The 23277-nt window shown below is 62.7% G+C and carries 23 protein-coding genes and 1 pseudogene; 15 read left to right on the plus strand and 9 right to left on the minus strand.

The window, feature by feature from the left end; all coding sequences use genetic code 11:
- Window positions 1-220 precede the first annotated feature (220 nt).
- Complete coding sequence (locus NCT32_RS21065; RefSeq protein ID WP_061117156.1) at window positions 221-868, plus strand: carbonic anhydrase; 648 nt, start codon at window positions 221-223, stop codon at window positions 866-868.
- Window positions 869-951: 83 nt separating this feature from the next.
- The gene (locus NCT32_RS21070) at window positions 952-2529 is read left to right on the plus strand and encodes a SulP family inorganic anion transporter (protein WP_061117155.1); all 1578 of its coding nucleotides are present in this window, start codon (window positions 952-954) and stop codon (window positions 2527-2529) included.
- Window positions 2530-2533: 4 nt separating this feature from the next.
- Here the strand turns inward: NCT32_RS21070 and NCT32_RS21075 are convergent.
- The 3 genes and pseudogenes from NCT32_RS21075 to NCT32_RS21085 form a co-directional block, all read right to left on the minus strand.
- Window positions 2534-2665 (minus strand): annotated as a pseudogene (locus NCT32_RS21075) (anti-sigma factor); the annotation flags it as partial.
- 194 nt (window positions 2666-2859) lie between these two features.
- A complete protein-coding gene (locus NCT32_RS21080; protein ID WP_061117153.1) occupies window positions 2860-4128 on the minus strand; it encodes a LysR family transcriptional regulator in 1269 nt (422 codons plus the stop codon).
- A gap of 214 nt (window positions 4129-4342) precedes the next feature.
- Complete coding sequence (locus NCT32_RS21085; RefSeq protein ID WP_250490507.1) at window positions 4343-4528, minus strand: hypothetical protein; 186 nt, start codon at window positions 4526-4528, stop codon at window positions 4343-4345.
- Window positions 4529-4660: 132 nt separating this feature from the next.
- On the opposite strand from NCT32_RS21085, the gene NCT32_RS21090 reads away from it, so the two are divergent.
- From NCT32_RS21090 to NCT32_RS21150, 13 genes are all read left to right on the plus strand, one after another.
- Entirely contained in the window at window positions 4661-4999 is a 339-nt protein-coding gene (locus tag NCT32_RS21090) for a hypothetical protein (protein WP_061117151.1), read from the plus strand.
- A 231-nt stretch (window positions 5000-5230) separates the two neighbouring features.
- Window positions 5231-6385 (plus strand): efflux RND transporter periplasmic adaptor subunit, encoded by a 1155-nt coding sequence (locus NCT32_RS21095; protein ID WP_250477689.1) that lies wholly within the window; start codon window positions 5231-5233, stop codon window positions 6383-6385.
- A 1-nt stretch (window position 6386) separates the two neighbouring features.
- A complete protein-coding gene (locus NCT32_RS21100) occupies window positions 6387-7079 on the plus strand; it encodes an ABC transporter ATP-binding protein (protein ID WP_061117149.1) in 693 nt (230 codons plus the stop codon).
- 6 nt (window positions 7080-7085) lie between these two features.
- A complete protein-coding gene (locus tag NCT32_RS21105) occupies window positions 7086-8240 on the plus strand; it encodes an ABC transporter permease (RefSeq protein WP_061117148.1) in 1155 nt (384 codons plus the stop codon).
- Window positions 8241-8249: 9 nt separating this feature from the next.
- Window positions 8250-9416, plus strand: a complete 1167-nt coding sequence (locus NCT32_RS21110) for an ABC transporter permease (RefSeq protein ID WP_061117147.1) — start codon at window positions 8250-8252, stop codon at window positions 9414-9416.
- Between the two features lie 102 nt (window positions 9417-9518).
- Window positions 9519-9911, plus strand: coding sequence for a tautomerase family protein (locus NCT32_RS21115; RefSeq protein ID WP_061117146.1), 393 nt, complete (start codon window positions 9519-9521; stop codon window positions 9909-9911).
- Window positions 9912-9940: 29 nt separating this feature from the next.
- Entirely contained in the window at window positions 9941-10312 is a 372-nt protein-coding gene (locus tag NCT32_RS21120; protein WP_061117277.1) for a GFA family protein, read from the plus strand.
- A 144-nt stretch (window positions 10313-10456) separates the two neighbouring features.
- Window positions 10457-11914 (plus strand): alkaline phosphatase family protein, encoded by a 1458-nt coding sequence (locus NCT32_RS21125; protein WP_061117145.1) that lies wholly within the window; start codon window positions 10457-10459, stop codon window positions 11912-11914.
- A 364-nt stretch (window positions 11915-12278) separates the two neighbouring features.
- Window positions 12279-13364 carry a linear amide C-N hydrolase gene (locus NCT32_RS21130; RefSeq protein ID WP_061117144.1) on the plus strand — a complete coding sequence of 362 codons (1086 nt, stop codon included), beginning with the start codon at window positions 12279-12281 and terminating at the stop codon, window positions 13362-13364.
- A 107-nt stretch (window positions 13365-13471) separates the two neighbouring features.
- A complete protein-coding gene (locus NCT32_RS21135; protein ID WP_061117143.1) occupies window positions 13472-14158 on the plus strand; it encodes a DUF3348 domain-containing protein in 687 nt (228 codons plus the stop codon).
- A 10-nt stretch (window positions 14159-14168) separates the two neighbouring features.
- Window positions 14169-16415 carry a DUF802 domain-containing protein gene (locus NCT32_RS21140; RefSeq protein WP_061117142.1) on the plus strand — a complete coding sequence of 749 codons (2247 nt, stop codon included), beginning with the start codon at window positions 14169-14171 and terminating at the stop codon, window positions 16413-16415.
- Window positions 16412-17059, plus strand: a complete 648-nt coding sequence (locus NCT32_RS21145) for an OmpA family protein (RefSeq protein ID WP_061117141.1) — start codon at window positions 16412-16414, stop codon at window positions 17057-17059. Before NCT32_RS21140 ends, NCT32_RS21145 begins: the two co-directional genes overlap by 4 nt.
- Window positions 17052-17633, plus strand: a complete 582-nt coding sequence (locus NCT32_RS21150; protein WP_061117140.1) for a DUF2894 domain-containing protein — start codon at window positions 17052-17054, stop codon at window positions 17631-17633. The genes NCT32_RS21145 and NCT32_RS21150 overlap by 8 nt, the downstream gene beginning before the upstream one ends.
- 42 nt (window positions 17634-17675) lie before the next feature.
- On the opposite strand, the gene NCT32_RS21155 is transcribed toward NCT32_RS21150, so the two are convergent.
- From NCT32_RS21155 to NCT32_RS21180, 6 genes are all read right to left on the minus strand, one after another.
- Window positions 17676-18659, minus strand: a complete 984-nt coding sequence (locus tag NCT32_RS21155) for a transketolase family protein (protein ID WP_061117139.1) — start codon at window positions 18657-18659, stop codon at window positions 17676-17678.
- Window positions 18656-19498: a transketolase gene (locus tag NCT32_RS21160; RefSeq protein ID WP_061117138.1), complete on the minus strand. Its 843-nt coding sequence runs from the start codon at window positions 19496-19498 to the stop codon at window positions 18656-18658. The genes NCT32_RS21155 and NCT32_RS21160 overlap by 4 nt, the downstream gene beginning before the upstream one ends.
- A 27-nt stretch (window positions 19499-19525) precedes the next feature.
- A complete protein-coding gene (locus NCT32_RS21165; protein ID WP_061117137.1) occupies window positions 19526-20854 on the minus strand; it encodes an MFS transporter in 1329 nt (442 codons plus the stop codon).
- A gap of 57 nt (window positions 20855-20911) precedes the next feature.
- Window positions 20912-21661 (minus strand): SDR family NAD(P)-dependent oxidoreductase, encoded by a 750-nt coding sequence (locus NCT32_RS21170; protein WP_061117136.1) that lies wholly within the window; start codon window positions 21659-21661, stop codon window positions 20912-20914.
- Window positions 21662-21754: 93 nt separating this feature from the next.
- Entirely contained in the window at window positions 21755-22648 is an 894-nt protein-coding gene (locus NCT32_RS21175) for a LysR substrate-binding domain-containing protein (protein ID WP_061117135.1), read from the minus strand.
- Window positions 22649-22654: 6 nt separating this feature from the next.
- Window positions 22655-23242, minus strand: coding sequence for a peroxidase-related enzyme (locus NCT32_RS21180; protein ID WP_061117134.1), 588 nt, complete (start codon window positions 23240-23242; stop codon window positions 22655-22657).
- Window positions 23243-23277: the final 35 nt, after the last annotated feature.

Below are 23277 nucleotides of genomic sequence, written 5' to 3' on the forward strand. Positions count from 1 at the left end.
TTGCTTGTACTGGGTTCTTTCGTTCATCGCAACACCTTATATGAGACAGGTGTTGCACTTCAGATTTGAGGCCGCCGTCATATTTTTTTCTCTGGACGCCGCTGAACTTTTTCTGCGAAAGTAATTCGTAAGGAACTCGCTGCACTGCAATGCAGATGTGGCCCCTTTTTGATTCTTTTGCGTCGGCATCGTTAGACGCGCTTGTTCTGGAGAGAAATGCATGAATCGACCGAAACGAATGCTATTGGAAAACATTGCGTGGGCACGCGAGACCGCGCATGCCGATGCGCAGTTCTTTCCGCGTCTCGCGCAGGGACAAAGCCCGAAGGTGTTGTGGCTCGGCTGCGCGGATAGCCGCGTGCCCGCTGAAACGGTGACGAATGCCAATCCCGGCGATCTCTTCGTTCATCGCAATATCGCCAACCTCTTCTCGCCTTCCGATGACAACACAATGAGCGTGCTGGAATATGCGGTGCGCGTGCTGAAAGTCGATCACGTGATCGTATGCGGCCATTACGGATGCGGCGGTGTACGCGCCTCGCTTCTACCGCAATCGAGCGACTTGCCGCACGTGAATCGCCGGATCGCGCCGCTGTGCGCATTGGGGCAACGGCATCGACACGAGCTCGATGCATTCTCCGAACTCGATGCGCGCGCGAACCGTCTCGCCGAACTGAACGTGCTCGAACAAGTGCGTCTTTTGCGGCAACACGCAATCGTTTGCGAGCGCGACGAGCCGCCGCTCGTTCACGGCTGGATCTTCGGCCTTCATGACGGCCTCATCAAGGTTCTCGCTTCCGGCTACGCCGATGAGGGGGAAACGCAGCACGCTGCGCGCGCGCAGGTCGCATCGTTGCAAGCCGCTTAAGCCCGCTTTCCTGAATCGATCACCCGAAGATGCGATGTCGCTTTCGCGACTTTCGCAGGCCCCAACTCGTTCGAAGAAAAACTATGAACTCTGGTAACCGTATCGCCACTTTCCCGCGTGACATGTTCGCGGGCACTGTCGTCTTCCTGGTCGCGATGCCGCTGTGCCTCGGCATCGCCAATGCATCGGGTGTCGAGCCATTCGCCGGGCTCCTGTCGGGCATCATCGGCGGACTAGTCGTCGCGTTGCTGAGCGGCTCGCAACTGAGCGTGAGCGGTCCGGCAGCGGGCCTGATCGTGATTGTCGTCGATGGCATCGCCGGGCTCGGAAGCTTCTCAGCGTTCCTGCTTGCCGTGCTGCTCTCGGGCGCGATCCAGTTCGGCTTCGGCATGTTGAAGGCGGGGCGCTTCGCAGCCTATGTGCCGTCGTCGGTGATCAAGGGCATGCTCGCCGCGATCGGTCTTCTGCTCGTCATCAAGCAGATTCCCCTTGCCGCGGGCTTCGCCAATGGAGGCGCCCCGGCCGCGAGCGGACCCGGCGTGCTCGGTACGCCGTTCGGACCGATATCGGCGGCGGCGTGCATCGTGGCCGTCGTATCGCTTGCGATGCTCGCAGGCTGGGAAACGCGCGCAATGCGCCGCTTTGCGCTCGTGCGCGCCGTGCCCGCGCCGCTCGCGGTGGTCGCGTTCGGCATCGGCGCGACCTTGTTGCTCGACCTGTTCGCGCCGGGCTTCGCACCGCCCGCGCAACATCGCGTCGCGCTGCCGTCGCTCGAATCGTTCGCTGCATTCACGAATGCGCTCGAATTGCCGAACTTCTCTCAGTTCGTGAATCCCGATGTGTGGCGGCTCGCCTTCACGCTCGCCATCGTCGCGAGTCTCGAAACGCTGTTGAGCCTCGAAGCCGTCGAGCAACTCGACCCGAAGAAGCGCGCGGCACATCCCGATCGTGAGCTGAAAGCGCAAGGCATCGGCAACATGATGGCCGGTGCGATTGGCGCACTGCCGATCACCTCGGTCATCGTGCGCAGCTCGGCGAACGTGCATGCGGGTGCGCAGAGCCGCTGGTCATCGTTCGTGCATGGCGCGCTGCTGCTCGCGAGTGTGTTCGCGCTGACGAGCGTAATCAACCTGATTCCGCTTGCCTGCCTCGCGGCCATCCTGATCTTCACCGGTTTGAAGCTCGCCAAGCCTTCGTTGTTCGCGGCCATCGCGAAACAGGGCATCGAACGCTTCGCGCCGTTCATCGTGACGATTGCGGGCGTGTTGCTGACCGACTTGCTGATGGGCATCCTGCTCGGCATCGGGTGCAGTCTTCTGCTTGCGATCCGCGCGAATCTCAAGCGCCCGATTACGATGACGCAACACGACGATCATTATCTGGTGTCGTTCCGTAAGGACGTTTCGTTTCTCGGCAAGGTCACATTGAAGCATCTTCTGCGCACCATCCCCGATGGCGCGACGGTGATCTTCGATGCATCACGCGCGGACTATGTCGACCCGGACGTACGCGAGGAGATCGATCAGTTCACGGCGGCCGCGGCTTCGCGAGGCATGCATGTCGAATGCAGGAAATTGCCGCCTGCCGGATCGCAAACGGGCATGTCCGCGCTGCGCGGCAGATGGTCCGGTTTGAACAGACAAGGCATGACTTCCGAGTAAGCGATCAACCCGGCGTCGATGGCGTCAGGTGCGCGTACACATCGTGCGCCGGCTCGAGCATCACGTTGTGATCGCTGCAGTAGAACACGTTCACTGGACCGTCTTGATACAGCCTGAACGCGGTGGTGTTCGTGCTCGTCGGCGCGACGTTGATCGCAGGCAATCCCGCTTCCGTGCTGGACGTAAGGGCTGCGTCTAGCACTTCATCCTGCGTTTGCGCTCGATCGCACAAATACGCATCCATTGCAATCCATTGCTGTTCGTCCATTGCCTCTCCCTTTTCTCTGCGGTGATCGCACCAGGAAACGATGCGACAAGGCGATAAACGATTTAGATAGGCACTCGAACGATGTTGGGCGATGCTCGGCGCAGTTCATGCCCGAGTTGATCGACAGTCAATCTGATCGCATCGATCAGCGCCCGTGCCGCCGGCGATGGCGTGCCGCCCGCGCGCATCGTAAGGCCGATTTCCCGCCGCGTGTTGTGCAGGGGAATGTCCATCACGACAAGCTGGCCTGATTCGCATTCGTAGTGCAATTGCTGTGCCGACACGGCCGCGAGCATGTCCGTATGCATCAAGAGGCCGCGGATGACAGCGAGATCGGCAGTCTCGACGGTCGGCATCGGAGGCTTGAGTTTCCCGCGTTTGAACTGCGCCTCGAACATGCCCCGCGCGGGCGCCTGACTGCGCGGCAAGATCCATTGCGCGGCAATCAGATCCTTGAGCGTCAAACCGCTCACACTCGCGAGCGGATGCCCGCGACGCGCGAGCACGACGATGTCTTCCGACATCATGCGCTCATTCACGAGACCGCTCGACGCATCGTTCTGACGCAGTGCACCCAGCACGAAGTCGATATCGCCCGCGCGCAGTCCCGCGACTAGCGTTTCATAAGCGCTCTCGTCGGTCACGACGCGCACGCCCGGATATTGCGCGGCCACGCGCGCGATAGCACCCGGCAGGATCAACGTTCTGCCGAGCGGCAGCGCGCCGACCGTGACATAGCCCTGAATCGTGCCCCGCAAAGCCGCGAGATCATCGGGGATATGGCGCAGTTCGTTTAGCGCGCGGCGCACGTGCAGCACGAAGGTTTCGCCTTCGCTCGTGAGCAGCAGTCCGCGCGGGCTGCGATAGAACAGTTGCATGCCCGAGCCCGTTTCCATGATGCGGATCGCGCTGCTGACAGCCGGCTGACTGAGGCCCAATGTCTGCGCCGCGCTCGGCATATGCCGATGGCGCGCTAGCGCGGAGAACAATTGCAACCGCCGCGTGTTGAGCAGAAAGGCGGGAAGCGTGCCTCCGGGCGCGGTTCGGCGGCGCGATTGACGCGTCGCGCACCATTGCGCCAGCTCTTCCAGTTCCGCGAAGATGCGCTGGCAGCGCAACAGCACGGCGCGTCCCGCGGGCGTCGGCAGCATGCCCGACGGACGGCGCTCCAGCAACGTCTCGCCGACCGCCGCCTCGAGTTCCTGCAGGGAACGCGTGACTGCCGATTGGGCGCGGAACAGCGCGGCGGCGGCACGCGTGGCGCTGCCCATCTGCGCAACGAGACGGAACGCGCGCAAATAGGCGAGGTTGAGCAGTTCACGATCGTTCATGGCGAAAGGCGAATGAGCATCCCATCAGTTTGATTTATCGCATCGTAACCTCTTTCGATGCGCACGCTCACCTTCCGCTAATTGTCGGCGCCGATCACATGAATTGAACGACGGACGCCCGCAACGGCTCGTCCAATGATCGGAGGCTTGCGCATCGGGCGCCTGATCGCCGATGAAGCCGATCGCCTCGATGCGGATCTCATCGTGCTCACGATCAGACGTCAAGAATCCTGAGGCGTTGCAACGCTTCGATTTGGGTCTGAAGATTGCGCCCGCGATTCTTGCGGCATAGCGCTTGTGCCGACGACACATCGCCTTGCCGCAACGCGTTGACGATTGCGCGCAGTTCCCGCGCTTGCGATTCGTCGAGTTCAATCAGCCGCAGCGTCAATTCCCGCACGCGGCGCACCTGTTCCGAGCATGGGCGCGCACGCGGGACGGCATCACGATGAACTCGCCGTGGATCGTGTGTTCATCGGTTCATGAACGAACAGCCGTATCGAGGACTTGCGCACGGCCGCGCACATCGTCGATGGCCGTCATCGACGCGCCGGAAAGCATCGAGCATATGCGCGAGCTCACGCGGCGTCTGAAGCCGCTCGGCAAGCCGATTCTCTTCAATCAGGCCCTTACCGGAAAGAGTCCTTGTGTCTCGATGAAAGACGCCTACGAAATGGGCTTCGATTACACGTTGAGCCCCATCGAACCGATGCTCGCGACGCACAAGGCGGTGAAGGACATGCTCGACGTGTTCGTACGGGAAGGTTCGACCGATGCCATCGCCGATCGTCTGACGCCGTTCGAGGAGTACAACCGCTTTGTCGGGCTTGCAACCGAAATAGCGGGCGTGATCGCCTTCCGTTGCGAATAGAGAAGAGGTGTGTAAATCGATGGATAACGGCGCGCCCGATCCGAAGCCGGCGCAGGGCTTGTGGGGTGTCAATAGTCAAGTAAAGACTTCGTAAGCGCAGCAAGTCTCGGCGCTATACTGACCATCCCTCCACCGCATCCCGATCCGCAGGACCATCCGGCGGCGCACGTCCAAAAATTGGCTGAACACGATCTCGCAAAACTCAAAATCGACCGGGGACCGTCCGGGACGATGCCGCGGCGCCGGCGCAACTGGCTTCGATACGCGGTCATCGTCGCGATCCTGATCGCGCTCGCCGCCGTCGCGTTTCGTCTCGCCGGCCCGCAGGCCGTGGAGACCGCCACGGTCACATCCGTGTATCCGTCGCAGAGCTATACGCTGCTGAACGCTACGGGCTATGTCGTGCCGCAGCGCAAGGCGGCGGTCGCGTCGAAGGGGCAAGGGCGCGTCGAATGGCTCGGCGTGCTCGAAGGCACGCCCGTGAAGGAAGGTCAGATCATCGCGCGGCTCGAGAGCAATGACGTGGCCGCGTCGCTCGCGCAGGCACAGGCACAGGTCAAGGTTGCGCGGGCCAATCTGGAGCTTCAGCGCGCCGAGCTGAAGAACGCGGAAGTCGATCTCGCTCGTTACAAGATCCTCGCCCCGCAAGGGGCCATTCCCGCGACGCAATACGACGCCGCGCTCGCCCGCTACGACAAGGCGAGAGCGTCCATCAACAGCGACGAAGCCGCGATCGTTTCGGCCCAGGCCAACGCGCAGGCCGCGCAAGTGGCCGTCGATCAGACTGTGATCCGCGCGCCTTTCGACGGCGTCGTGCTGGAGAAACACGCGAATGTCGGCGACAACATCACGCCTTTCTCGTCGGCGTCGGATAGCAAGGGCGCGGTCGTGACCATCGCCGACATGAAAACGCTCGAAGTCGAAGCCGATGTCGCCGAGTCGAACATCTCGCGCATCGCCGTCGAGCAACCGTGCGAAATCCAGCTCGACGCGCTGCCCGACGTGCGCTTCGCGGGCCGCGTGTCGCGCATCGTGCCGACGGTCGATCGTTCCAAAGCCACCGTGCTCGTGAAAGTGCGCTTCGTCGAGCGCGACGCGCGCGTGCTGCCCGATATGTCCGCGAAGGTCGCGTTCCTGTCGAAGCCCGTGCCGCCGGAGGACAAGAAGGCGGTCGTCGCCGTGCAGCCGGCGGCTGTCGTCACGCGCGACGGCAAGAAGGTGGTCTTCATCGTCGAGCGCGACACCGCGCGCGAAGTGCCCGTGACGACGGGCGAGCGCATCGGCGATCTGCTGGCCGTGCAGGGCGTGAAGCCCGGCGATGTGCTCGTCCTCGCGCCCGGCGACAAGATCAGGGACGGCGCGAAAGTCACGCTGGCGAAGAAATAGCGTGAGCACGACGCCTCTCGTTCAGATCAGCCACGTCGTCAAGTCGTACCGGCGCGGCGTGCAGACGGTGCCGGTGCTGACCGACATCACGCTATCCATCGCGGAAGGAAATTTCGTCGCGCTGATGGGGCCATCGGGTTCGGGCAAGAGCACGCTGCTCAACCTGATCGCGGGCATCGACCGGCCCGATAGCGGCGAGCTGCTCGTCGGCGGACTCGATATCACGCGACTGCCCGAAGCCGCGCTCGCGGACTGGCGCGCGGCGAACGTCGGCTTCATCTTTCAGTTCTATAACCTGATGCCGGTGCTGTCCGCATTCGAGAACGTCGAATTGCCGTTGATGCTGACGCGCCTCACGCGCCAGGAGCGGCGCGAGCGCGTCGCGATGGTCCTCGACATGGTCAACATGGCGGACCGCATGAGCCACTATCCATCGGAGCTCTCGGGCGGGCAGCAGCAGCGCGTCGCGATTGCGCGGGCGCTGATCACTGACCCGAAGCTGATCGTCGCCGACGAACCGACCGGCGATCTCGACCGCAACTCCGCCGCCGATGTCCTCACGATGCTGCAACGCCTGAACGACAAGCTCGGCAAGACCATCATCATGGTGACGCACGATGCTCACGCCGCGGGCGCGGCGAAGGCGCTCGTGCATCTGGAGAAGGGGGAACTGATCGATGGAACCGCGCGCTAGACCATCATGTTCGTGCTCAAGCTGATCCTGCGCAACGCGCTGCGGCACAAGCTGCGCACCACGCTGACGGTGCTCGGTCTCACGATCGCCGTGCTCGCTTACGGCCTGCTGCACACGGTCGTGGACGCGTGGTACGCGGGCGCGGCGGCGGCATCGAATGCGCGGCTCGTCACGCGCAATGCGATCTCGCTCGTGTTTCCCTTGCCGCTCGCATACGAGAACCGCATCCGCGGCGTCGATGGCGTGACGCTCGTGGCACGTTCGAACTGGTTCGGCGGCGTCTATCGCGACCCGAAGAACTTCTTCGCGCAGTTCGCCGTGTCCGACAATTATCTCGATCTCTATCCCGAGTTCATCGTTCCGGATCAGCAACGCGCCGATTATCAGCGCGATCGCAAGGGCGCGCTCATCGGCCGGCAACTCGCGGATCAATATGGCTTCAAGGTCGGCGACGTCATTCCGCTCAAGGGCACGATCTATCCGGGAACATGGGACTTCGTCGTGCGCGGCATCATGGAAGGCCGCGAGGAATCGACGATCACGCGGCAACTCATCTTTCACTACGACTATTTGAACGAGACGATCCGCAAGACGACCAAACGCACCGTGGATCAGGTCGGCGTGTATGTGGTCGGCATTCGTGACCCGGACGAAGCCGCGGCCGTCTCGCGCAACATCGACAGCGTCTTCAAGAACTCGCTTGCCGAAACGCTCACCGAAACGGAGCAGGCGTTCCAACTCGGCTTCGTCGCCATGTCCAATCAGATCATTGCGGCGATACGCGTCGTGTCGTACGTGGTCATCCTCATCATCATGGCGGTGATGGCGAACGCAATGGCGATGAGCGCGCGTGAGCGCATCACCGAATACGCGACGCTGAAGGCGCTCGGCTTCGGTCCTGGCTTCCTGTCGATGCTCGTGTTCGGCGAATCGATGGCGATCTGCGCGATCGGCGGCGGCATCGGCATTCTGGCGACGCCGCCAATGGCCGAAGTCTTCAAGCGCGCGACGGGCGGCGTGTTTCCGGTCTTCATGGTGTCGCACGAGACCATGCTGTTGCAGGCCGCGTGCGCGTTCGCCGTGGCGATGGCGGCGGCGATCGTGCCGGCGGTGCAGGCGAGCCGCGTGCGCATTGTCGAAGGCCTTCGGGCGATCGGCTGAGGACGCGCGATGGCCATTCCCGTTTCCTACGTCGCACGCAATCTCTGGGCGCGCCGGCTCACGACGATGCTGACCGCGGGCGGTCTCGCGCTCGTCGTGTTCGTGTTCGCGACCGTGCTGATGCTCGACGCGGGCCTCAAGAAGACGCTCGTCTCGACCGGTGAAGCGGACAATGTCGTCGTGATCCGCAAGGGCGCGGAAACGGAGATCCAGAGCGCGATCGACCGCAATCAGGCGAACGTGATGCAGATGCATCCATCGGTCGCGATGAACGGCGACGGCGAGCCGCTCGCATCGAAGGAAACCGTGGTGCTGATTTCGCTCACCAAGCTCGGCTCGAACACGCCCGCGAACGTCGTGATCCGCGGCGTGTCGCCGATGGGCGTGCAACTGCGTCCGCAAGTGAAGCTCACGGCGGGGCGCATGTTCAGGCGCGGGTCGTCGGAGATCATCGTCGGGAGCAGCATCGCGAAGGGATTCGGCGGCACGCGCATCGGCGATCATCTGCGCTTCGCGCAGCGCGACTGGACCGTCGTGGGTCACTTCGATGCGGGCGGCAGTGGTTTCGATTCGGAAATCTGGGGCGACGTCGATCAGTTGATGCAGTCGTTCCGGCGCACGAGCTTTTCGTCGATGGTCGTGCGGCTCGCGCGCAGCGATGCGTTCGAGCGCTTCAAAGCCGATATCGACGTGGACCCGCGTCTCGCCGACGAGGCGAAGCGCGAGCAGGTCTTCTACGGCGATCAGTCGAAGGCGCTGTCGACGTTCATCAATATCCTCGGCTTCACGCTGTCGATTATCTTTTCTATCGCCGCGATGATCGGCGCGATGATCACGATGTACGCGTCGGTGGCCAATCGCGTCGCGGAGATCGGCACGTTGCGCGCGCTCGGCTTCAAGCGCTTCGACGTGCTCGGCGCGTTCCTGCTCGAAGCGTTGCTGCTCGGGCTGGTCGGCGGTGTGGCGGGGCTGTGCTGCGCGGCGCTGATGCAGTTCGCTTCGTTCTCGACCACGAATTTCCAGACCTTCGCGGACCTCTCATTCCGATTCATGCTGACGCCTTCGGTCATCGCGAGGACGCTCGGCTTCTCGCTCGTGATGGGACTGGTCGGCGGCTTCCTGCCGGCGTTGCGGGCTTCGAGGATGAACATCGTCGACGCCTTGCGGGCGCGATGATTCAGTTTCCCCGAACGGTCGATGCAGAACTATTGAATTTTCAGCATTCATAGTGCGGCGTAGAGTGGTGCTGGCTCAACCGGCTTTCGAAGGAGAATCCTCATGCCGCTCGTCAGAATCTCGCTCGTGAAGGGCAAACCGCGCGATCATATCCGCGCGATCTCGAACAGCGTCCACGAGGCGCTCGTCGAAGCGTTCAAGGTGCCGGCCGACGACCGCTTCCAGCTGATACAGGAGCACGACCGCGACGACTTCATTTACGATCCCGGGTATCTCGGGGTCGAGCGTAGCGATGACCTCGTGTTCATTCACATCACCGCGAGCGACTGGCGCGACACGGCGACGAAGAAGACGTTCTACACGACATTGGCGGCGAAGCTCGCGAGATCGCCGGGCTTGCGTCCCGAGGACGTGCTGATCGTGCTTGCGCCGAATCGCCGTGAGGACTGGTCGTTCGGACGCGGACTCGCACAATATGTGGAGGACGCGGCCTGAGAAGAAACCGCGAAGGAGGCAGACCCGTGATCAACCCGACGATCCTGAAAGGCGCGTGCCATTGCGGTGCGGTGGTCTTCGAAGTCGAGACGCCGGCCGAGCCGGCCGTGCGCTGCAATTGCAGCCTGTGCCGGCGGCGCGGCGCGGTAATGTCGCCGCCGTTCCCCAGGGACAAACTGCGCATCCTTTCAGGCGAAAGCGAACTCACGCTCTATCAGTTCAATACGCAAGTCGCAAAACATTTCTTCTGCAAGCACTGTGGAATTTACACGTTCCATCAGACGCGCTCGAATCCCGACAACTGGCGCGTGAACCTCGGCTGCATCGATGGCGTCGATGCCTATTCGATCGAGGCGCCCGTCGCGGACGGCGCGAGCCACTCGGTCGTCGGAAAACCATAGCGGCGCGGCCGTGTGAGTGAAGTCGCCGGGAACGCCGCATGCTATATCGCGGCACCCACAAGCCGTTCGCGTGCGATGCGTCGAAGCGCAACCGAGTTTGCAGACGAACGGCGTTCGATAACGACACTCACATGGTGCGCCGTCATGGTCAAGAAAACCTCGAACGAACCCGACGCAGTACGCCGCCGCCTGCTTGCCGCACTCGCCAGCACCGCCATGCTGTCCGCCTGCGGTGGCGGCAGCGACGACGACTCCGGCACTGTCACGCCGAAGAGTCCCATCGGCGACATTCCGCCCGATCGCGCAAATCTGCCGCGCCCCGCGTTGCCCGCGCCGGCGACATCGGGCATCGATCACATCGTGCTCGTCACGATGGAGAACCGCTCCTTCGACCACCTGCTCGGCTGGGTGCCGGGCGTCGAGGGCGTGCAGGCGGGCAGGCAGTTCACCGATGCATTCGGCGAGGCGCATCCGACGTTTTCGCTGTCGGCCAACGCGGCCTATGGTTTTCAGGGCTGCCAGTTCGCGGACCCGGATCACGAATACGACGCAGGGCGCACGCATCTCGCGAACGGCGCGATGAACGGCTTCCTGCTCACGCCCGACACGAACAAGACGCGCGGCGATCTGCTGCCGATCGGTTACTTCACGGGCAGCGATCTCGACTTCTATCGCCAGGCGGTGACGCAATACACCGTCTGCGACTACTACATGAGCGGCATTCTCGCCGACACGTTTCCGAACCGGGTCTATCTGCATAGCGGCGAGACCGATCGCCTGAGCGACACGCTCGACACCTCGTCGCTATCGACGATCTGGGATCGCCTCGACGCGAAGAACGTCTCGTCGAAGTACTACTTCCACGACGTGCCGTTCACGGCGCTTTACGGAACGCGCTATGTCGATCGCTCGAAGCTCTTTGCCGACTTCCTGACCGATGCGGCCAGCGGCAATCTGCCGTCGTTCTGCATGGTCGATCCGAGCTTCGGCGGCGAGGCGAACGGCACCTCGAACGACGATCATCCGCATGCAGATGTGCGCAATGGCCAGGCGCTGCTCTCGCAAATCTATGAAGCGCTGCGCACGAGCCCGAACTGGAGCACGACGCTCATGATCGTCGTTTATGACGAGTGGGGCGGCTTCTTCGAGCATGTCGCGCCGCCGGTCAGGCCGGTGTCGTCGGCGGAGCAGGCACTCGGCAACGATGGACGCCTCGGTTTTCGCGTGCCGTGCATGCTGCTCGGGCCGCGCGTGCGCGCAAACAACGTGGCGCGCTATCCCTTCGATCCGAGCTCGATTCATCAACTGCTCGCGTGGCGCTTCGGGCTCGATCCGCTGGGCCCGCGAGCGAGCGATCCGGCCACGTTCAACATGGCTTATGCACTCGATCTGAGCGACGCGCCGCGCACGGATGCGCCCGCCCTGACGGTGGCGCAAGGGCCGTACGGCCTGCAATGCTCGACCACGCCGGTGACCGGAACGGGCCTCGGCACCGTCGACAAATCGCAGGCAGCGGAAGGCGCATCGCAGACGCCGACGCCGGGCGGCCGCTTCGCCGACTTACGCGCCAAGGCGATCGCGTCGGGATTTCCTTCACGATGACGCGGCCCCGGGGCCTCTCGCGCGCGGCGCTGTTCACGCGCTAAAGAGGCCGTTCGAACCCGAGCGTCATACGCACTGAAACTCGATAGACGCCGCTTGTCTTCAGCGCACGCGACTTCGCGTGCGCTTCGCCCGCTTCGATCCCATCAATATACGAACGCATACCTGAACTCGATGTTTATTTGAGCCGTGTCGTGGATCTACGCGAAACACCGCCTCATGCAATCGACATTGCGATTCAGGGCGCATGCAATTTCAAAAAGCGCAGCAATGCGATGCTTTGACGAAAGGGCGCGGGTCCAGTAACTTGTCGCTCACGCGGGCTTATAGCGCTAACCTGCACAACCGGATGAGGAACACGGCCATGACCCGTCTGACTCGAAAGATCGCGTGCCTCGCCGCGCTTGCATTGCTCTCCACGTCACTCGCGCTTGCCTGCACGCGCGCACTGTATGTCGGCGACAAGGGCCTCGTGATAACAGGCCGGTCGATGGACTGGTCCGAGGACATGCGCTCGAACCTCTGGGTGATGCCCGCAGGCATCGAGCGCGATGGCAATGCGGGGCCGCGCTCGATCAAATGGAAATCGAAGTACGGCAGCGTGGTGGTGTCGGGCTATGAGATCGGCACGGTCGACGGCATGAACGAGCGCGGACTCGTCGCCAATGCGCTTTATCTCGCGGAAACCGATTACGGCAAGCCCGATCCGAAGCGCGATCCGATGTCGATTAGCCTGTGGGCGCAATACGCGCTCGATAACTTCGCGACCGTCGGGCAGGCGGTGTATGTGCTGTCGCGCGAGCCGTTCCAGATCATCGCGCCGCCGCTGCCCAACGGCAAGCCGCTGACGATTCATCTCTCCTTGTCGGATGCGCGCGGCGATTCTGCCATCTTCGAATACATCAACGGCAAGCTGATCATCCATCAGGGCAAGAAGTACAAGGTGATGACCAACTCGCCGATCTACGATGAACAACTTGCGATCGATACGTATTGGAAGAGCGTGGGCGGCGTGGGCTTCCTGCCCGGCACGAACCGCGCCGCGGACCGCTTCGTGCGCGCATCCTTCCTGCTCGATGCGATCCCGAAGCAGGCCGATCCGAACTACATGGCGGGCGTGCCGCAGCAGTCGTATGCGTTTCAGGCAGTCGCGAGCGTGATGAGCGTGATGCGTTCGGTGAGCGTGCCACTCGGCATCAGCACGCCGGAGCGGCCCAATCTATCGTCGACGATATGGCGTACCGTGTCGGATCAGCAGAACCTGATCTATTACTTCGATTCCGCGACGCGGCCCGATACGTTCTGGGTCTCGCTGAAAAAACTCAACCTGAATCCCGGCGCGCCGGTGATGAAGCTGACCATCGATGCGGGGCAGGTTTTTTCTGGCGAGACAGCGGGAAGTTTCGTCGCCACACAGCCGTTCGCGTTCATGCCTGCGAAGGCGCCCTGAGGCCACGTTCGCAGCCGCGTTGCACCGTTTCGACAAGAAACGAGGCATCGATTTCGCCTGCGCAGGTAAAATAGTGTCCTTTTGCCCCCGGTGATACTGTGCAAGGCATGAAGCGCACGGCATTCAGCGGCCCGGCGCTCGTTCGGCTGCTGGCACATTTTGCCGATCTCGAAGTTCACGAACCCGCTCAATCGCTCGCGGACCGTCTGAGTCAATGGCTCGGCTGGACCGACGCGATCGCGCTGTCCACCGCGCTTGCGACCGATCCGCCCGCCATGTCCGGCGCGCGATCCGCCCCTCGCGACGTGGAAGAAGAGTGCGCGCGCGTGCGGACCTCTCTCGCCGGCGCGTTCGCGCGCGACGAAGCGGCTGCGCGCCGCAGGCATCGTGCGCCCGTGCAGCCTTCGCCGGACGAGCCGCTCATCGATTATGCGGAGTTTCGCCAGCGTTACGTGTCGCTGCAACAGGCGATGGAATCCGACATCGGCGCGCTGCGTACGCGTTTGAGATCGATGCTCGCGGCCAGATCGCCGGACATGGCGCGCCTCGCGGTCGTCGATGCCGTCATGGAACAGGCGCTGAGCGCGCGCGAGCGCGGTCTGCTCGCCAACGTGCCCGCATTGCTCGGCAAGCATTTCGAGCGCCTGAAGAGCGCTCACGCGTCACTGGAGACATCCGCGGCCCACACCTGGCTCGACGTGTTTCGCAAGGATCTGCAAAGCGTGTTGCTCGCCGAACTCGATGTTCGTTTCCAACCGATCGAAGGCTTGCTCGCGGCTCTTCGCCCCCGCTAACTGGCTCGCTATGCCCCGAAATCTTTTGAATATCGCTGTCTTCTCGATTGGCCTCGCCGCGGTTTTGGGCATCGGCATTGCGTATATCGCGTCGAACGCGATTGCGTTCGCCGTGACGGTCGTGATCGCCGGATGCTATCTCGCGGGCGCGGCGGAATTACGCCGCTATCAACAGATCACCGTCTCGCTCGAACAGCGCATCACGCAACTTGCGAGCGCGCCGCGCAGCCTCGCCGTGTGGCTCGACAGCCTGCATCCGAGCTTGCGCCATGCCGTGCGCCTGCGCATCGAAGGCGAGCGCGCGGCGTTGCCCGGTCCGGTGCTCGCGCCGTATCTCGTCGGCCTGCTCGTGTTGCTCGGCATGCTGGGCACGCTGCTCGGCATGGTCGCGACGCTGCGCGGCACCGGCACGGCGTTGCAAAGCGCATCGGATCTGACGGCCATCCGCGCGTCCCTTTCCGCGCCGGTCACGGGTCTCGGCTTCGCATTCGGCACGTCGATCGCGGGCGTCGCGACCTCCGCGATGCTCGGCCTGCTGTCGGCGCTGTGCCGCCGTGAACGCCTGCATGTCACGCAGCAGCTCGACGTGAAAATCGCAACGACGCTGCGCGCCTTCACGCAAGCGCATCAACGCGAGGAGACGTTCAAGCTGCTGCAGCTTCAGACCGAATTGATGCCGAAGCTCGTCGATCGTCTTCAGTCGATGACGATGGCAATCGAGCAGCAGAGCCTCGCGGCGAGCGAACGCCAGATCGCCAGTCAGGATGCGTTCCATGCGAAGGCGGAGACGTCGTATCGGCGTTTGGCTACATCGGTAGAGTTGTCGCTGAAGCAGAGCGTCGCCGATAGCGCGCGTGCCGCGAGCGCCGCGTTGCAGCCCGTCATGCAGGCGACGATGGACGGCATCGCGCGCGAAGTCACTTCGCTGCACGGGAGCGTCGAGCAAGCGGTCGCGCGTCAATTGGAAGGCTTGGCTAGCGGCTTCGAGGCATCGTCGGTGAAGGTCGCGGAGATCTGGAACGCATCGCTTTCGAAGCACGCGCAATCGAGCGCGGCGCTCGTCGATGAGATGGGCGGATCGCTCGATCGCTTCGCGCTTGCGTTCGATCAGCGTGCGGCGAATCTCGTCGAAGGCGTGTCTGCGCACATGGATCGCGTGTCGGGCGGACTCGAATCGTCGGTTGCGAAGCATGCACAATCGAGCGATGCGCTCGTCGCACGCATGGATGCATCGCTCGCGCAATTCGCACAGACCTTCGAAGCGCGTTCATCCGGTTTGATCGATGCTGTTGCAGCGCGCCTGGAAAACGCGACGGGCAGCATGTCGCAAACATGGCGCGATGCGCTCGCGCAACATGCGCGCGCCAGCGAGCAAACCGCCGCGCAGAACGAGAACGCATTGACGACTGCAGCGGCCAGCTTCGAGCGGCACGCGGCATCGCTCGTGCAATCGGTCGATCGATCGCATGCGGACTTGCGCGCGGAACTCGCGCAGCACGGCGAAGCGCGTCTCGCGGCATGGAGCGGTGCGCTCGACACGATGGCGGCCTCGTTGCGGGAGCAATGGCAGGACACGAGCGCGGTGGCGGCGAATCGTCAGAAAGAGATTTGCGACGCGCTCGCGCAAACCGCGCACGACATGTCCGCGCAATCGCAGGCACACGCGAGCGCGACCATCGCGGAGATCGAGCGGCTCGTTCAGGCGGCATCGGAAGCACCGAAGGCCGCAGCGGAAGTCGTCGCCGAAATGCGCCAGAAGCTTTCCGATTCGATGGTCCGCGACACCGCGATGCTCGACGAGCGCAGCCGTCTGCTCGCCACGGTCGAAACACTGCTCGATGCCGTGAATCACGCATCGAACGAGCAGCGCGCCGCGATCGACGCACTGGTCGATACATCGGCGACGCTGCTCGAGCGCGTCGGCGCACAGTTCACCGGCACGGTCGAAGCCGAAGCCGGCAAGCTCGGCGCGATGGCCGCGCAAGTGGCGACGAGCGCGGTCGAAATGGCGAGCCTCTCGGACGCGTTCGGTGCGGCCGTGCAGTCCTTCGGCGAATCGAACGACAAGCTCGTCGCGCATCTCGAACGTATCGAAAGCGCACTCGACAAATCGCTGGCACGCAGCGACGAACAGCTCGCGTATTACGTCGCGCAGGCGAAGGAAGTCATCGATCTGAGCATGATGTCGCAGAAGCAGATCGTCGAGGACTTGCAGCACATCGCGGGACAGCGCGCGGCCGGAGCGCGGGCGGCATGAACGAGGAAATCGACGGCGGCGCGGAACACGCCGCGCCGATCTGGCCGGCGTTCGCCGATTTGATGTCCGTGCTGCTGGGTGCGTTCGTGCTGATACTCGTCGGCGTGATTGGCGTGCAATTGCAGCTCGAGAACAAGCTCGACGAGGAGGTGAAGCATCGCCAGGAAGAAACGCAGCGCCGCCAGACGCTGGAACAGGCGCTCGCGGGGCCGCTCGCATCGGGACGCGTGACGCTCGTGAACGGGCGCATCGGCATCAGCGGCAGCGTGCTCTTCGCGCTCAATTCCGATCAGTTGCAGCCGCAGGGCCGCGATGTGTTGAAGAGCCTGGCCGCGCCGCTCGGCGCCTATCTGCATGCGCATGAGGAGATCCTCATGGTCAGCGGTTTCGCCGACGATCAACAAGTGCACGAAGGCAACCGGCGCTTCGCGGATAACTGGGAGCTTTCCGCGAAACGCGCGTTGACCGTGACACGCGCTTTGATCGATGCGGGCGTGCCTTCTTCGTCGGTGTTCGCTGCGGCGTTCGGGTCGGAGCAGCCCGTGAGTTCGAACGCCGATGAAGTCGGGCGCGCGAAAAATCGTCGCGTCGAGATTTCAGCCGTGCCGCGGCCCGCGGATGGCGCGGTGAAGGCTCATGAATAACGCAGCGTCGGCACGTGCGATGCTCGACGCATGGCGCGCGAACGGCGACGATCGCGCGAATCCCGTGCGCTTTCATCTCATCGATGCGCTCGCCAAACGCGCGGCGGCTTACGACGGCGAGACGCGCCGCAAGCTCGATGCGCGCCTCGCGCAGTTGCTCGATGCTTATCGCACCGATATCGAGCGTGCCGCATTGCACCGCACCGCAACTCACGATGCCGACGAACGCGGACCGCTTGCTGCGCTGGTCGATGACATCGCGAAGCCGTCTTCGAAGCACGCGACATCGCACGCCGAGTTGCTCGAATACTTTCGCGCGGTGTGGTCGAAAGTCAGCGCGGAAAAGCAGTTGCGCGATTCGCTCGCGCACGTTCCGAGGAATGCGGGACCGCTCAATTCGAGCAGCCTCGTACATCGTTCGTTGTCGCTCATGCGCGAAGTATCGCCGGGTTATTTCCAGCAATTCCTCGCCTATGCCGACGCGCTTTCGTGGATGGAAGAAATGAACGGGCCCGGCGTGATCGTCGCGAAAGAGGCGGCGGGCGCGAAGAAGGGCGGACGAAAGAAGAAGTGAACAAGCGCCGCGCGTTTCATCGAACTGCGCGGCGCTCGTCCATCAGGCGAGCCAGCCCTTGATGGTGGCCGACATCACATTGGTCGAAATGCCATAGCGGTCGTGCAGCGTAGGCAGCGCGCCCGCATCGAGGAACGCATCGGGCAGCGCGATCTGACGATACGTTGGCGTTACGCCTGCGGTCAGCAGCGCCGTCGCCACTGCTTCGCCCAATCCGCCGATCGTCGTGTGATTTTCTGCTACCACCACGAGACGTCCCGAACGCTTCGCTTCGCGGATGATCGTTTCCGTATCGAGTGGCTTGATCGTCGGCACGTGGAGCACGGCGACATCGACGTTGTCGGCTTGCAATGCCTTGGCGGTTTCGAGCGCACGCATCGTCAGAATGCCGGACGAGATGATGAGCACATCGCGGCCATCGCGAAGCAGCTTCGCCTTGCCCAATTCGAACTGGTAATCGTATTCGTCGAGCACGGCGGGCACGTTGCCGCGAAGAAGGCGCGCATACACCGGCCCTTTGTGCGCGGCGATGGCGGGCACCATCTGCTCGATATCGAGCGCATCGCACGGGTCGATCACGGTCATGTTCGGCATTGCGCGCATCAAGGCGAGATCTTCGGCGGCCTGATGGCTCGGACCGTAGCCTGTCGTGAGACCGGGCAGCGCGGCGACGATCTTCACGTCGAGATTGTCTTCGGCGATCGTCTGGTGGATGAAGTCATACGCACGGCGCGTCGCGAACACGGCATAGGTCGTGACGAACGGCTGCGCGCCTTCATGCGCGAAGCCCGCCGCTGCACCCATCAACAATTGCTCGGCCATGCCCATCTGGTAATAGCGCTCGGGAAACTCCTTCGCGAAAATATGCAAGTCCGTGTACTTGCCGAGGTCGGCCGTCATGCCGATGACGTTCGTCTTCGTGCCCGCCAGTTCGACCAGCGCATTACCGAAAGGCGCGGACCGGGTGACCTGTCCTTCGCTTGCAATCGACGCGATCATCGCGGAAGTTTTCAGACGGGTGCTCATGCTTGTCTCCCTGCTTCGAGTGCCTGAAGCGCCAGTTGCCATTCATCGGCATCGACGCGGATAAAGTGATTTTTCTCGCGTTGTTCGAGGAACGGCACGCCGCAGCCCATCTTCGTATCGCATACGATGATGCGCGGCTTCGCGTCCTTCAGATTGCGTGCGTTGTCGAAGGCCTGCTTCACGGCGTCGATATCGTTGCCGTCGATGCGCTGCACGTACCAGCCAAACGCTTCGAGCTTTTCGACGAGCGGCTCGAACGCCATGATCTGCGTCGAGGGGCCATCGGCTTGCTGATTGTTCACGTCGACCATCGCGATGAGGTTGTCGAGCTTCCAGTGCGCAGCGGACATGAGGCCTTCCCAGATCGCGCCTTCATCGAGTTCTCCATCGGAGAAAAGCGTGTAGACGAAGGACTTCGAGCCTTTGCTCTTGAGGCCAAGGCATCGGCCCACGGCGATCGTGAGTCCTTGCCCGAGCGATCCGCCCGACATCTCCATGCCGGGCGTGTAGCTCGCCATGCCGGACATCGGCAGACGGCTGTCGTCGCTGCCATAGGTTTCGAGTTCTTCCTGGGGCAGGATGCCCGCTTCGAAAAGCGCGGCGTACAGCGCGATTGCATAGTGACCGTTCGAGAGCAGGAAGCGGTCGCGCTCTTCCCAGTCGGGATCTTCAGGGCGGTAGTTCATCGCGCCGAAGTAGGCGACGGCCAGCACATCGGCGATGTCGAGCGCCTGGCCGATATAACCCTGGCCCTGCACTTCGCCCATCAGCAGGGCGTTACGACGGATACGGTAGGCGCGCTCGGCGAGCGTCACCTCCTCGATGACGGGGGTATTCATGTGTTGTCTCCTTGATTGAAGCTGAAATCAGCGATTGACGGTTTTGGCGGGCACGAAGAACACGAGCACCGCGCCCAGCACGATCGCCACAGAAATGAAGATCAGGCCCGCCGTCGATTTGCCGGTGAAGTCGTTGAGCCAGCCGACGATCGCTGGCGAGAAGAAGCCCGCGAGATTGGCGAAGCAGTTGACCGCGGCGATGCCCGCCGCTGCCGACATGCCACCGAGCACCGCGGTAGGCAGCGACCAGAATTGCGACGACGAAGCGAGAATGCCGGCCGCCGCAATACTCACGCAGACGATCGAGGCGCCTACGCTGCCGAGCATCGGCAAGGTGGCGAAGCCGGCTGCGGACACGAGCATCGGAATCGCGAGATGCAGGCGGCGTTCGCGGCGCTTGTCGGCGCTCGCACCGATCAGCGGCAGCGCGATGATCGCGCAGAGATACGGAATCGCGGTGAGAATGCCGACCCACAGCGGGTCCGCTACACCGGTGCGACGCACGATCGTCGGCAGCCAGAAGGTAAGTCCGTACTGACCGAGCACGACGCAGAAGTAGATCGCGGCCATGAGCCACAGACGACGATCGCGGATGAATGCGCCGATCGATACATGCTTCACCGTTTGGGCGTTGTCCTTTTCGACATTGCGCTTGAGCAAGGCCTTTTCCTTGTCGGTAAGCCACTTCGCGCCGGCGATGCCGTTGTCGAGATAGAACAGGATCGCGACACCGAGGAAAAGCGAGGGCAGCGCTTCGAGCATGAAGAGCCACTTCCATCCGGCGAGCCCGTGCATGCCCTGGAACGCGTGCATGATGTAGCCGGAGAGCGGACCGCCGACGATACCCGCGAGCGGAATTGCCATGAAGAAAAGCGAGAGCGCCTTGGCGCGCCGCGCTGCGGGAAACCAGTACGTGAGATAGAGAATCACGCCGGGCGCGAAGCCCGCTTCGGCGACACCGAGCAGAAAGCGCAGGATATAGAACGTAGTCGGTGACTTGACGAAGACGAAGCTCGCGGAGATCACGGCCCACGTCAGCATGATGCGCGCGAGCCAGTTGCGCGCGCCCACTTTATGCAGGATGACGTTGCTGGGCACTTCGAACAGGAAGTAGCCGAGGAAGAAGATGCCCGCGCCGATGCCGTAGATGGTTTCGGAGAAGCGCAGATCGTTGAGCATCTGCAGCTTGGCGAAGCCGACGTTCACACGGTCGAGATACGCGCCGAGATAACACAGCATCAGGAAGGGGATGAGGCGGCGTCCGACCTTGGCGTAGGTCTTCGCCTCGAAGCTGCCTGCATCTTCGGACGATGCGAATTCAGCCGTTGCCGCCGATGCGGCGAGTTTGGATTTCATAGATGTCTCCAGCCATGTTATGACGCCCCGGTTATCCGGGTGCGCTATTGCGTGCGATCAATGAATCAGCATGCCGCCATTCACATCGAGCGTCACGCCAGTGAGATACGACGACAGGCCGCTCGCAAGAAACAGGCATGCATTGGCGATATCCGCCGCATCGCCGAGACGCGCGAGCGGAATGCCCTTGATGATGTCCGCGCGCATGTCCGGCGTGAGCTTGTCGCCAGTGATATCGGTTTGAATCAGGCCGGGCGTGATCGAATTCACGCGGATGCCATCGCCGCCGAATTCGCGCGCCATCGCCTTGGCGAGACCGAGCACGCCTGCCTTCGCCGCGCTGTAATGCGGTCCGCCGAAAATGCCGCCGCCACGTTGCGCCGACACCGACGACATGCACACGATGCTGCCGCTCTTCTGCTTCTTCATCTGCGGAATGACGGCCTGTGACATGTAGAGCGTGCCGCGCAGATTCACGTCGATAACCGCGTTGAAGTTATCCGCGCTGATCTCCAGCGTCTTGATCGGCTGCGTGATGCCGGCGTTGTTGATGAGCACGTCGATGCGCCCGTATTTGTCGATCGCCGCTCGGGCGGCCGCGACGCACGCGGCCTTGTCGGTGACATCGCAGGCGAGGCCGAGATGACCTTCGCCCAGATCGTTCGCGGCGCTTTGCGCGTCCGCTTCCTTCAGGTCCAGCACTACGATGCGCGCGCCCTGCGCGGCGAGCGCCTTTGCCGTTGCCTTGCCGATGCCGCGAGCCGAAGCCGCGCCTGTGACGATCACTACCTGGTTGTCGAGCAACATCGTTGTCTCCGTTGGTTGTCTGGTGTAGGCGCAGTTTCTTCGCCTTTGACCTGACGATCAACGCAGTTTGGTTCAACTGTTGCTGAGAAATTTTCAGGTGTCGCCGCGACGCCCGATTTGCTGATCCATCCACAGCAGAAACTTGGCCACGCGCGGCAATCCGGCGTTCTGACTCGGGTAAACCAGATGATGCGCGTCGACTTCAACCGCGTATTCCTTGCCGAACACGGGCACGAGCGAGCCGCGTTCGAGATGACCGGACGCGAGCATCGTGCTTTCCAGCGCGATGCCATGACCGAGCGCGGCCGCTTCGAGCGACATGTACGAGCGGTCGAAGGAGAAATCGAACGCTTTGCGCTTCACCGCCACGCCGAACTTGCCGAACCATTGCTGCCACTGGACGAGCGGCGATTCGGAAAAGATCAGGCGACGGTTGAGCAGATCCTCGGGTGAAGAAACAGGAAAGCGTTCGAGATACGTGCGCGAAGCGAGCGGGGCGATGGTCTCATGACGCAGGGTCTTCACTTCGACATCGGTCCAGTGTGCGTAGCCGTGACGCACGTCGATATCGTAGTAACCCGAGGTGAACGACACATTCTCATATGAGCACGCGAGATTCATCTGAATATCGCCGTTCGCTTCCTGAAATGCGGCGAGACGCGGCAGCAACCACATCAGACCGAAGCTCGGGCTCGAATGAATCCGCAATATCTCGACCGACGTTTCGCTCGACGCGCGCTCGGTTGCGCGGTTCAGCTCGGCGAGCGCGCCGGTGACGTCCGAGAGATATTGCGAGCCGGTCGGCGTGAGCACGAGGCCGCGGCCCAGGCGCGTGAACAACGGGCGCCCGACGATGCTTTCCAGATTCGCCAACTGATGGCTGACGGCGGAGGGCGTGAGGCCGAGCTCGTCGGCGGCGCGGTTCACGCTCTTCGTTCGCGCGACGCTTTCGAACGCGATGATGGATTTCAGCGGAGGCAGGCGCATGGGTGCTTATTTCGGCTCTTTCGGCACACGCCCCATCAAGAAGAACTCATCGTTGGGGCGCATCGAAATCACGTTCGCCATGCGATTCGACAAACCGAAGAACGCCGTGATAGCCGCGATATCCCATGCGTCTTCATCGCTGAAACCATGCGCTTGCAGGGCGGCGAAATCGGTGTCGTCCACGGAGCCCGACGCGCGACATACCTTTAACGCGAAATCGAGCATGGCCTTCTGACGCGGCGTGATGTCCGCCTTGCGATGATTCACCGCGACCTGATCCGCGACGAGCGGGTTCTTTTCATAGATCCGCAGAATCGCGCCGTGTGCGACGACGCAATAGAGGCAATCGTTCACCGCGCTCGTCGCGACGACGATCATCTCGCGCTCGCCTTTGGTGAGGCCACCGTCCTTCAGCATCAGCGCATCGTGATAGGCGAAGAACGCGCGGAACTCGTCGGGACGATGGGCGAGCGTGAGGAACACGTTCGGCACGAAGCCCGCCTTTTCCTGCACGTCGAGAATGCGGGCGCGGATATCGTCCGGCCAGTCTTGCGGATCGGGAACGGGATAGCGGCTGATGGGCTTTGGCGTCATGACGTCCTCGAAGACCTGGATGGAACGCTCATTGT

Source organism: Caballeronia sp. INML2 (assembly GCF_023631365.1).
Taxonomy (GTDB): Bacteria; Pseudomonadota; Gammaproteobacteria; order Burkholderiales; family Burkholderiaceae; genus Caballeronia; species Caballeronia turbans.

Bases quoted from the DNA above. Each gene is read 5' to 3' on its own strand.
- NCT32_RS21155 (WP_061117139.1), bottom strand. From the start codon at position 18,659: ATGAGCACCCGTCTGAAAACTTCCGCGATGATCGCGTCGATTGCAAGC.
- NCT32_RS21095 (WP_250477689.1), top strand. From the start codon at position 5,231: ATGCCGCGGCGCCGGCGCAACTGGCTTCGATACGCGGTCATCGTCGCG.
- NCT32_RS21165 (WP_061117137.1), bottom strand. From the start codon at position 20,854: ATGAAATCCAAACTCGCCGCATCGGCGGCAACGGCTGAATTCGCATCG.
- NCT32_RS21180 (WP_061117134.1), bottom strand. From the start codon at position 23,242: ATGACGCCAAAGCCCATCAGCCGCTATCCCGTTCCCGATCCGCAAGAC.
- NCT32_RS21150 (WP_061117140.1), top strand. From the start codon at position 17,052: ATGAATAACGCAGCGTCGGCACGTGCGATGCTCGACGCATGGCGCGCG.
- NCT32_RS21065 (WP_061117156.1), top strand. From the start codon at position 221: ATGAATCGACCGAAACGAATGCTATTGGAAAACATTGCGTGGGCACGC.
- NCT32_RS21115 (WP_061117146.1), top strand. From the start codon at position 9,519: ATGCCGCTCGTCAGAATCTCGCTCGTGAAGGGCAAACCGCGCGATCAT.
- NCT32_RS21110 (WP_061117147.1), top strand. From the start codon at position 8,250: ATGGCCATTCCCGTTTCCTACGTCGCACGCAATCTCTGGGCGCGCCGG.
- NCT32_RS21080 (WP_061117153.1), bottom strand. From the start codon at position 4,128: ATGAACGATCGTGAACTGCTCAACCTCGCCTATTTGCGCGCGTTCCGT.
- NCT32_RS21070 (WP_061117155.1), top strand. From the start codon at position 952: ATGAACTCTGGTAACCGTATCGCCACTTTCCCGCGTGACATGTTCGCG.
- NCT32_RS21130 (WP_061117144.1), top strand. From the start codon at position 12,279: ATGACCCGTCTGACTCGAAAGATCGCGTGCCTCGCCGCGCTTGCATTG.
- NCT32_RS21175 (WP_061117135.1), bottom strand. From the start codon at position 22,648: ATGCGCCTGCCTCCGCTGAAATCCATCATCGCGTTCGAAAGCGTCGCG.
- NCT32_RS21140 (WP_061117142.1), top strand. From the start codon at position 14,169: ATGCCCCGAAATCTTTTGAATATCGCTGTCTTCTCGATTGGCCTCGCC.
- NCT32_RS21105 (WP_061117148.1), top strand. From the start codon at position 7,086: ATGTTCGTGCTCAAGCTGATCCTGCGCAACGCGCTGCGGCACAAGCTG.
- NCT32_RS21170 (WP_061117136.1), bottom strand. From the start codon at position 21,661: ATGTTGCTCGACAACCAGGTAGTGATCGTCACAGGCGCGGCTTCGGCT.
- NCT32_RS21160 (WP_061117138.1), bottom strand. From the start codon at position 19,498: ATGAATACCCCCGTCATCGAGGAGGTGACGCTCGCCGAGCGCGCCTAC.
- NCT32_RS21125 (WP_061117145.1), top strand. From the start codon at position 10,457: ATGGTCAAGAAAACCTCGAACGAACCCGACGCAGTACGCCGCCGCCTG.
- NCT32_RS21135 (WP_061117143.1), top strand. From the start codon at position 13,472: ATGAAGCGCACGGCATTCAGCGGCCCGGCGCTCGTTCGGCTGCTGGCA.
- NCT32_RS21145 (WP_061117141.1), top strand. From the start codon at position 16,412: ATGAACGAGGAAATCGACGGCGGCGCGGAACACGCCGCGCCGATCTGG.
- NCT32_RS21090 (WP_061117151.1), top strand. From the start codon at position 4,661: ATGGCCGTCATCGACGCGCCGGAAAGCATCGAGCATATGCGCGAGCTC.